This window comes from uncultured Nostoc sp. (genome assembly GCF_964245445.1).
In the GTDB taxonomy this organism is placed as follows: Bacteria; Cyanobacteriota; Cyanobacteriia; order Cyanobacteriales; family Nostocaceae; genus Nostoc.
This window is the reverse complement of sequence record NZ_CAXTNE010000309.1, coordinates 1-8,825: the sequence shown is the minus strand read 5'-3', so window position 1 is coordinate 8,825 and position 8,825 is coordinate 1. Positions and strand designations below refer to the sequence as shown.

Genomic DNA, 8,825 nt, shown 5'->3' with positions numbered 1-8,825 from the left:
TCCTTGTTGAGAAGTAGATTACCATACTTTTTTATTAGTGGGATAGTTTCATGAACAACGTTGTGCTTGCACAACGCTCACTCTTTTATTGGCGCAGCCTCATAAAGTAATTCAAAGGCAAAGCGTATCAGCTGATGTCAAAACACCAGACAGCACAAGGCTGTAGAGAAGATATTGGGATGTTACCGTGTCCTCTGTACAGCCGCGTGGTAACAATTGAAAAGGCGATTGAGGAGTTCACAATCGCCTTTGTTCTGCAAAGATTGAAGTTTTTTACAACCAGTTTTTAGACTTGGTGGGTCATCGGAATCATCTCACGGTGGCTTGACCATTACAAGTTTAAGGCTTCCGGCTGCTAGTCCCGGTGGCTACTAGTTTTATTGGTTTCGTATCAGTAACTCGATCAGGGCAAACGCATCTAAATTACTCTTGATCACAACCAAGGCAAAGAACCAACGACTTTAGCAGCATTTCTCATTTGGTTTAGTTTTCAAGACTCAAAGCGATTGCTAAGCTTGTGTCAATAAGTAGGGATTAATGCGACTAGTTTAGAGCTTATTGAAAATAAAATCCTCTTGCTGACATGATGCGTTTGCCCTGGTAACTCGATTTAGTTGATTTAGTTTGTAAGTCTTTGGTATTGGGGGCGCTGGTGATTTACTCTCCTTCGCCCTTATATTTAGTATCTTATAACGCACACCTGTAATCTATCAACACTATTTAGTAACGCAGCGCAACTACTGAACAGTGCAGTTTATATCCCAAATTAAAGAAGAGACATCACCATTTAATGCAACACAAAGCTTCTGTAGAATTTCAGTACTAACAGTTACTTCTTTCGGCTTTTTAGGACGATTAACAAACAAGTGTGGAGCTTCTAATTGCTGAATGTAAGTAGCAGATATACCTACTATCTCTGATAGTGCTTTCCGGCTATATCCAGCCTTTTCCCTTAATTACCTTAATTTCTGCGCGTTTTCTTCATTCCAACGGAAAGATGCTACCGGAGTAACATCTATTTTAATCTTCATTTGTAAATCTACCTTGTTATTATTGCGCTCACCTGTTGAAATTTAATGCTACTCGCCTTAATATATTGGTGTCAACCATAATTCAACCAAATAAACTCGTGCTACACCATAAATTTATGGTGCAAAAGCTCTTGTCTTGGTTGATAATGCCCAAAATTATTTGACCATTGTTTGTGACAACTCAACTTAAGGCGGCTAATACTCTGTCCTAATTTAGACTGGTATTCGGTACGAAAAAAGCAATTTGCACTTTTAAGCAATGCTAGAGCAATCGCATACGCTTGTACACGATTGCTGATCGGGGCAATACCTATGTGTGATCGCCTCTGCGTTGATGAAAGGCTTGGCTCAAATTCGCGGATGCCCTCTGCAATACGCTGGCTTGTGCGGACTTCTAACCTTTGTGATGCCAACTTCAAGATTATTCGTTTTTTGCGTAAAGCACGAAACTTGAGGTGAATAGTATTGTATAACGGTATTTACTATGGATAAACTGGGGACAACAATAAAAGTCCCCTATATAATTTACTCTATTAAAAACTGCTCCAGCTTTCGTCTAGGGCAGTTTTATATTGTGCGGGAGAAGCCAGATTAACAATTGCACCCAATGGTGAATCATCTGGTTGTTTTCAGTACTCCAAATTCTGGTACAGCCGATTATTAATAGCTTCTGGAAAAATATAGGGCTACACTCCGTAAAACCACATATCCTAGATGTATTCTGTATAAATCCTTGCTTTCATCAGTCTAGATATGCTCCAAGGCAACTCCTGCTAAAACTATTTTCAAACCCATGAATTTTAAACCTCCTGCCCTTTGGCATAATCTAAAGCAGCTTTCTAATAGAAGCGATCACTAATAAAAACCCGTTCAATTTATTTCTTCGCAGTATGAGTACGCTTGGGAATGAGAACGGGTTGAATTATTTAATAATTTATCATCACCCTTGTTGACTTATCCCTGGTCTTGTATTTAAGGAACTTGCATTCCGCGTTGCACAGCCGGACGTTGCTGCACTATCTCCACCCAGCGTTTAAGATTTGGGTAATTGTCGAGTGTTAAACCTTGAAATTCATAAATCGCTACCCACGGATAAGTTGCAACATCCGCAATAGAATAGTTACCACAGATAAATTCATTGTCTTGCAGTTGTTTATCTAAGACACCATAAATGCGTAAAGTTTCCTTTTCATAACGTTCGATGGCATAGGGAAGTTTTTCGGGTGCAAAGCGTTTAAAATGGTTAAGTTGTCCAAACATTGGCCCGACTCCTCCCATTTGGAACATCAGCCACTCTAGGACTTGAAAACGGCTTTTTTGTTCAGTGGGTAAGAGTTTACCTGTTTTTTCGGCTAGGTAAATTAGAATTGCACCCGATTCAAAGACTTTAATCCCAGTTTCTTGGTCAACAATGGCCGGAATTTTACTATTGGGATTGATGGCGATGTATTCAGGTGTAAATTGCTGTTGAGTAGTAATGTCAATTTTGTGGACATTGTAGGGCAATTCGACTTCTTCCAGCATGACGGAAGCTTTGCGTCCATTGGGCGTGGTGAAGGTGTAGAGATCAATCATCTGCTGCTATCCCAAAATCTTGACATTTTCCGATGGTAGTGTAGCTTTGATTGAGAAATTAGGGTATTAGCCGATAGAGAGATAAAAGCAATAGTTAAGCGTGGCTTTTCAAGTGATATTGCCTGATGACAAATACAAGCGCATCAATTAGCCCGCGCCGTTAGTGGTGCATACTCTGGAACATTATTCTGCTCAAAGGGTGAGGAATCGTTCTCCTCAATGCTTGATACTTGAGTCAAGAATAGCAAAAACTATCAAAACAACCAAGTGATGAAATCCGATCGATTAGAGATGCAAGACCCCCGGCAGCAATATCCCGCTCCGCCCTTTCCCCAACAACCGCAGCCTGTACCAGGACTTGCTCAAAAGATGCAGCCCCAACCAGATCACGGTGAGCAGAGCTACATTGGATCTGGAAAGCTTGCAGGTCGCAAAGCATTGGTCACCGGAGCTGATTCTGGTATCGGGCGCGCTGTTGCAATCGCATTTGCGCGGGAAGGTGCTGATGTGGCGATCGCCTATCTTAAGAGTGAAGAGGCTGATGCAATAGAGGTGATCCAATTGATTGAACAATCAGGGCGCAAAGCGGTTGCGCTTCCGGGTGACATCACCGACGAGCATTTTTGCCAAAAGCTGGTGACAGATGCAGTGCAATCTTTGAACGGTTTAGATATTCTCGTGAACAATGCTGGCGCACAGACATCTTACCCCTCAATTAGCGATATCACGACTGAGCATTTCGATAAAGTGATGAAGACAAACCTCTACGCGCTATTTTGGATTACCAAAGCAGCCGTTCCACATCTTTTGCCTGGAGCATCAATTATTAACACCACTTCGATTCAGGCATATCAACCTTCAGCGAGTCTGCTTGACTATGCCATGACAAAAGCGGGCATTGAGAATTTCAGCAAATCTCTCGCCAAACAGATGATCCACAAGGGAGTGCGCGTTAATGCAGTCGCACCCGGTCCATTCTGGACACCGCTACAGCCGAGTGGTGGTCAGACCCAGGAAAAGATCGAGAAATTTGGTTCTGAAGTTCCGCTCGGAAGACCCGGGCAGCCTGTAGAAATTGCTCCTGTGTATGTGTTGCTTGCTTCCCAAGAAGGCAGCTACATCACTGGAGAAGTTTATGGTGTAACAGGCGGCATCGGGATTGCCTAGTTCAAAATGTTGAAACGACTCTAGGAGAACTTTTATAAGAGTCACTGATCTTGAAAATAAGGAAAACCTTCAGATTAATTCTGGTTGGTTAACTGCGATCACCTACGGCGATCGCATTTCCCTTCTTTGCGTCCGTTACTGAATTAGATTTAAGACATCTTAAAACTACCTTGGGAATGGATGTTTTGCGCTGTAAAACTCCTTCAATGATACGCAAAGAAATTTATGTTTATTTACTTGCTTACAATCTACTGCGTGGTTTGATGTGGTCAGCAGGTACTACTTACGCTACTCCTCCGTTGCGCTTATCACTCCAAGGCACTCGCCATCATTTAAATAACTTTATTCCCGAATTGTTAGCTGCTCATTCAACAAAACGTCTTCAGATTTATTCTACTTTACTTAAAGTTATTGCTCACAAGGCTGTTCCCGACCGTCCTGCTAGAAATGAACCACGAGTCCTTTTACGTCGCCCAAAAGCTTACCCCTTGATGACGAAACCCCGGCATGAATTACGAAAACAATTGCAGACTGCTTAAACCACAAGCCTTTAGGCTTTTCTTAGTGCCATTCGGCTAAAGACGAATGTCACTAAGATAAGGCAGGAGACAGGAGGCAGGAGGCAGAAGGAAAGAAAATTGCACAGCTTGAAAACTATATATTACAAGGATTTCAAGCTCCTGCCCCCTGCCCTCTGCCTCACCCCAACGAAATGCTTTTCTTAGTGCCATTCGGCTAAAGAATTAGATATTCAAGTCACCGAAGACGCTGTTCACAGTCTTCGGTGAGCGCAAGTCCCAAACTCAAACCCAAAACAATGGCACAACTAAGAGCGAATTCTACTATGGTAAATTCCAACGTGTAATTTCTCTATCTGCTAGGGTTCAAAATACCAATGTCACCGCAGATTATAAAGACGGCATTTTAAATCTGACACTGCCTAAGTCTGAGCAAGAAAAGAACAAAGTTGTCAAAGTTAATCTTGAACTTCCTGCTGCATAGTTTGAAACTATTCACTACGTTACGCACGGATGAGATTTAATTGGGTAGGGTGTCCTTTCTACACGCCTTGTGTTTGGTGTCCCAGTTCAACTTGCATTGAGGAGTTGAACCTTGACTGAATAATTTTGGGGTATTCAGTGCCTTCACTCATATCACCGTGTCAGCCTTTTCGATGACCAATTCTTACGATGCTTTAACAAGGATTCATTTACATTTACCCAATCATCGTTCCCGCCGTAAATACGGAGATAAGTTGGACTGGCGTAATATTTCTGATGAATATTTGCGTCAAAGTAGTATTGAGGAAGATATCCAAACTCATACTTATCAAATTACTGTACTGCACAAAGAATTTGCCCAGCCACTGAATAGAGCAACCCTCCACACTAGCCCTCCCCCCAGTTGAACAGCGATTGCATACTCTTGTCTTGGCAATGAAGACTTTAGCTGAGTTAACTGGTGGCAGACTCAACCCATACATGGAACAGCAATTTAAAGACTATGCCGGAAACCTTTTGGCTGAACATAACAGAAAAATGTTGATTCCTTCAGAAGAACGCTGGCTTGGGGTTGTAAATTTTGCAGAGAGCGAACTTGGAAAGAAAGTCCCTATCAGTGACCCTCACTATCGCGGACATCTTGGGACATGGGTGAGAACATTTTACCCACAGTTAGGCGTAGGCGTAGCCCGCCGAAGGCATCGCCAAGAAACACGATTGGTTAATGGGGTTCAACAGCCCATTTATGTCTACGCTTGTCACGAGCCGACTGTTGCGGCTAGGTTGACCAAAGCTATAGAAGAGTTCTTCGCTCATCCCAGTCCTAGTGCAGTGCTAAAGCAGGCAGGTGCTTTCTCAAAGAAAGCTGTAGTCACAGCTTGATTGGTTATTAAACAGACCAGACAATTTTAGGAGTGAAAGGAAATTGATTTAAAGGTTAACAATAATGAACTGCCTTAACTGTGGAAGTCAGGAAATCTATCGAAAGAACCCACAAGAAAAAGTAGTCTACTGCGAATGCTGCGGTTATTCCTGAGAAGTGAAACAAGCCAAAAAACCGTTGCTGCAAACCAAAGTTTATATGAGTCGAGGCCCGATAAAAAGGAATTATTATGTTTCAGTTTGGTTTTGCCGAATGGACATTTCACGATACTCCTTTGCTCTAACTTACGGGAGTGGAGTTTGTATATTTAATGAGTTTTCTGACGACCCATATTTGAGTGGCAGTTATGAAACAGTAGAACAAGCATTGGCAGCAGGAATAAGAGAGGTGGAAAATGACGCGAGATAAATGGCTAAATCTTGGAGAAACACTATTTGGTAAAGACGTAATGCAATGGAAATTTAAATGCCATACTGTGGTCATATTGCTACTGTTGCGGATTATAAAAAAGCTGGCGCACCTGAATCCGCCGTTGGATTTTCTTGCGTGGGGCGATGGCTGGAAGTGCGTAAAGAAGCATTTGATGACAAGGATAAACGTAAAATCCCTTGTAATTATGCGGGAGGTGGATTAATTCAACTTAATCCCGTTGATGTTGATGGAATTAAAGTTTTTGAATTCGGAGTTTAAATATGGAACTGGGATTATTTCAAAAAGATGCACTCATTGAAAAACTGGCAAAAGCCTTTTATAGAATCCAAGGTTATGTAGTTAGACAAGACTACCGAATGCAAGATGCAACTCATCCGGCTGAGAAAGCTTGTGTAAAAATGGCGTTCACTGCTGTTGAAGAAGTAGAATTTGCGCTTGCTGACGACGGCGATACAGAAATTATTACTTGGCAACAAGGGCAATCATTGAGTGAAAACTGCCAGTATTACTTCTGCAAATATGAGGATTTTACTTTAACTCTTCTGACTTCGCCACAAATCAATACGACCCGTGTAGAAGTTACCCGTGGAAATACAAGAATTTACGTTTCTGAAAAAGAAATTACCCCTCAAGAAATAACCCAAGAACTCCAGGATTTCTTAAGCACACTTGCTGCACAGCTACAAACTTTAAGCCGAATTCAGTTTCAGGAGTAATTTATGAAAGTCGTAGTTCAAGTAGTTGAAAAAGTTATTAGCGAAGCACACATTTATCTACCTGATGGATTGGCAGAAGAAGCCATCAAACAAGTCATTACAGACCGATATAATTCCGGCGAAATAACTCCTGATTTAAACATATTTCAGGTTGATTTTGAATCCATCAGCGCAACGATTGTTCAACAACCGCAGGAGGCAGCATGAGACTCACAACTCTGCAAGGCCAGTACCAGTGCATTGTTATAGATCCTCCCTGGTTCTACAGACTTCGTTCTAAAGACAAAACTCACCGCAACCGCATCCCCTATCAACCAATGCGGACTGAGGAAATTCTGGCTCTGCCCATTCCCGAATTATGCGGGAGCAATGGCTGTATCCTCTGGCTATGGTTCACGAACAACCACATGATCGAAGCGGCTCAATGCTTGCAAACATGGGGATTTGAACTCAAGACTATTTTGACTTGGGAAAAAGTCACCAAAGCTGGTACTAAAACACATCTAGGTGTCGGTCATTGGTTGCGGAATTCGACTGAACACTGTGCAATGGCTGTTCGTGGAAATGTGAAAGCTTTTGCTGGACGGACACTCACAAACCAGTCAAGCATTTTACACTTACCCCGCCGTGAGCATTCACGTAAGCCCGAACAGTTTTTTGAACTTGTAGAAAAGCTGTGTCCTGATATGACCAAGCTGGAGATGTTCGCACGTTCGTCTAGAGTTGGCTGGGATTGTTGGGGTGATGAGGCTCTGAAGTTTGATCAGCCTGTTGAGCAGAGTCAGCAAGATATTTCCTTAACTGCCTAACTAAGGAATAATTTAGGCACTAAAAGTCTATGCTCACCTGGAAAATCCAATACCAAGCTCTTAAATACTAATTTTCTGTGGGAGTGTCGGTTGTTGGCTGATACAAGGAGCGCAATTGTTCTAAGTTACTGGCCGTCTCTAGTCCCGTAAGAACTGCTCTTAATTGCTCGACATCTTCAATTCTGGAAATTTCTGGTAATAGGCTTAAACCCTCAGTACCAAATTTTAGTTTTAAACCAACTGCAATCCCTTCTAATAAAGATTCCATTCTGGCAATTCGCTCAAATGATGTCATGTATTGCATAGACTGTTGTGCCTCCAGTTGTTCTACTTCCCTTTTAAATTCTCGTTCTAAATCTAATGGTAATGTCAACATCCAATCAATAAAACCTAACAAATTCAGAATAGCTTCGCGCTCAAACCCCTGCTCGTACAACCTACGCGCTAAAGCTAATTTCTGCTGCTTACGTTGTAACCTGTCACCACGGGTTTGTATTGCTGCCAAATGAGCCATGACCACCGTAGCAAACTGATTATGGCTCTCTTCAAGCTCCGGCAACCTTTGTTGATAGTCTAGCAGCTTGATCACAGGAAACTGAAAATAAACCGTACAGCCAAACAATTCATAACCAAATTGATGAAACAATTCAAAATTCAAAATTGAAGAAGAGTAGTTTATCAATTTGGTATACAAAGTCATCACGATTAACGCAGAGGAAATACAAAGCAATGAATCAACAAAAAGATATTACAGATAGAACATTTAACTTTGCTGTCAGAATAGTCAACCTATGCAAAGTTTTGGATGAAAAGCCAGGGGTAGGACGAGTTTTATATAAACAGTTAATCAGGTCTGGTACTTCTATAGGTGCAAATGTTGAAGAATCTCAATCTGCTCAAAGCAAGGCAGGTTTTGTACATAAGCTAGAAATTGCTCTGAAAGAAGCTAGAGAAACAAGATATTGGTTGAGGATTATGATAACTACAGAAATAATTGAACCATCAAAATTGTTATCACTGGTCAACGAAAACGAAGAACTTATCAAAATAATTGCGGCAATAGTAGTCAAAACTAAGCAGAATAACTCTAAATAATTTTGAATTTTGAATTTTGAATTTTGAATTGTTGAGTAGTATCTGCTTCCAAGGAGAATCATATTCAGTAAGAGGTGTTTTATTAGCCATTTTCAAATGTATTGTCTAATTTCAAA

Annotated in this window: 11 protein-coding genes and 3 pseudogenes; 11 read left to right on the top strand and 3 right to left on the bottom strand. The window is 41.4% G+C overall.

Annotated features, from left to right (window positions below):
* Nucleotides 1-737: 737 nt before the first annotated feature.
* Nucleotides 738-944, bottom strand: a pseudogene (locus tag ACFE90_RS32745) (helix-turn-helix domain-containing protein); the annotation flags it as partial.
* Nucleotides 945-2,003: 1,059 nt separating this feature from the next.
* Nucleotides 2,004-2,606, bottom strand: a complete 603-nt coding sequence (locus ACFE90_RS32740; RefSeq protein WP_341530321.1) for a glutathione S-transferase N-terminal domain-containing protein — start codon at nucleotides 2,604-2,606, stop codon at nucleotides 2,004-2,006.
* A 270-nt stretch (nucleotides 2,607-2,876) separates the two neighbouring features.
* Here ACFE90_RS32740 and ACFE90_RS32735 point away from each other — a divergent pair, with 270 nt between their 5' ends.
* The 10 genes and pseudogenes from ACFE90_RS32735 to ACFE90_RS32690 all read left to right on the top strand — a co-directional run bounded on the left by ACFE90_RS32735 (nucleotide 2,877) and on the right by ACFE90_RS32690 (nucleotide 7,614).
* The gene (locus ACFE90_RS32735) at nucleotides 2,877-3,773 is read left to right on the top strand and encodes an SDR family oxidoreductase (RefSeq protein ID WP_375506475.1); all 897 of its coding nucleotides are present in this window, start codon (nucleotides 2,877-2,879) and stop codon (nucleotides 3,771-3,773) included.
* A gap of 206 nt (nucleotides 3,774-3,979) precedes the next feature.
* Nucleotides 3,980-4,312, top strand: a complete 333-nt coding sequence (locus ACFE90_RS32730; RefSeq protein ID WP_375506474.1) for a hypothetical protein — start codon at nucleotides 3,980-3,982, stop codon at nucleotides 4,310-4,312.
* 195 nt (nucleotides 4,313-4,507) lie between these two features.
* Nucleotides 4,508-4,775 (top strand): annotated as a pseudogene (locus tag ACFE90_RS32725) (Hsp20/alpha crystallin family protein); the annotation flags it as partial.
* A gap of 217 nt (nucleotides 4,776-4,992) precedes the next feature.
* Nucleotides 4,993-5,145, top strand: a pseudogene (locus ACFE90_RS32720) (IS4 family transposase); the annotation flags it as partial.
* Nucleotides 5,146-5,188: 43 nt separating this feature from the next.
* Complete coding sequence (locus ACFE90_RS32715) at nucleotides 5,189-5,656, top strand: hypothetical protein (RefSeq protein WP_375506473.1); 468 nt, start codon at nucleotides 5,189-5,191, stop codon at nucleotides 5,654-5,656.
* A 253-nt stretch (nucleotides 5,657-5,909) separates the two neighbouring features.
* On the top strand, nucleotides 5,910-6,065 hold the full coding sequence (locus ACFE90_RS32710; RefSeq protein ID WP_375506472.1) for a hypothetical protein: 156 nt from the start codon (nucleotides 5,910-5,912) through the stop codon (nucleotides 6,063-6,065).
* Nucleotides 6,066-6,122: 57 nt separating this feature from the next.
* Nucleotides 6,123-6,347 (top strand): VVA0879 family protein, encoded by a 225-nt coding sequence (locus ACFE90_RS32705; RefSeq protein ID WP_375506471.1) that lies wholly within the window; start codon nucleotides 6,123-6,125, stop codon nucleotides 6,345-6,347.
* A 2-nt stretch (nucleotides 6,348-6,349) separates the two neighbouring features.
* A complete protein-coding gene (locus ACFE90_RS32700; protein ID WP_375506470.1) occupies nucleotides 6,350-6,805 on the top strand; it encodes a hypothetical protein in 456 nt (151 codons plus the stop codon).
* A gap of 3 nt (nucleotides 6,806-6,808) precedes the next feature.
* On the top strand, nucleotides 6,809-7,012 hold the full coding sequence (locus ACFE90_RS32695; RefSeq protein ID WP_375506469.1) for a hypothetical protein: 204 nt from the start codon (nucleotides 6,809-6,811) through the stop codon (nucleotides 7,010-7,012).
* Nucleotides 7,009-7,614, top strand: a complete 606-nt coding sequence (locus tag ACFE90_RS32690) for an MT-A70 family methyltransferase (protein WP_375506468.1) — start codon at nucleotides 7,009-7,011, stop codon at nucleotides 7,612-7,614. Before ACFE90_RS32695 ends, ACFE90_RS32690 begins: the two co-directional genes overlap by 4 nt.
* Nucleotides 7,615-7,681: 67 nt before the next feature.
* Here ACFE90_RS32690 and ACFE90_RS32685 read toward each other — a convergent pair whose 3' ends face one another.
* On the bottom strand, nucleotides 7,682-8,260 hold the full coding sequence (locus ACFE90_RS32685) for a hypothetical protein (protein WP_375506467.1): 579 nt from the start codon (nucleotides 8,258-8,260) through the stop codon (nucleotides 7,682-7,684).
* 83 nt (nucleotides 8,261-8,343) lie between these two features.
* Here ACFE90_RS32685 and ACFE90_RS32680 point away from each other — a divergent pair, with 83 nt between their 5' ends.
* Nucleotides 8,344-8,709, top strand: coding sequence for a four helix bundle protein (locus ACFE90_RS32680; protein WP_375506466.1), 366 nt, complete (start codon nucleotides 8,344-8,346; stop codon nucleotides 8,707-8,709).
* The last annotated feature ends 116 nt before the right edge of the window (nucleotides 8,710-8,825 follow it).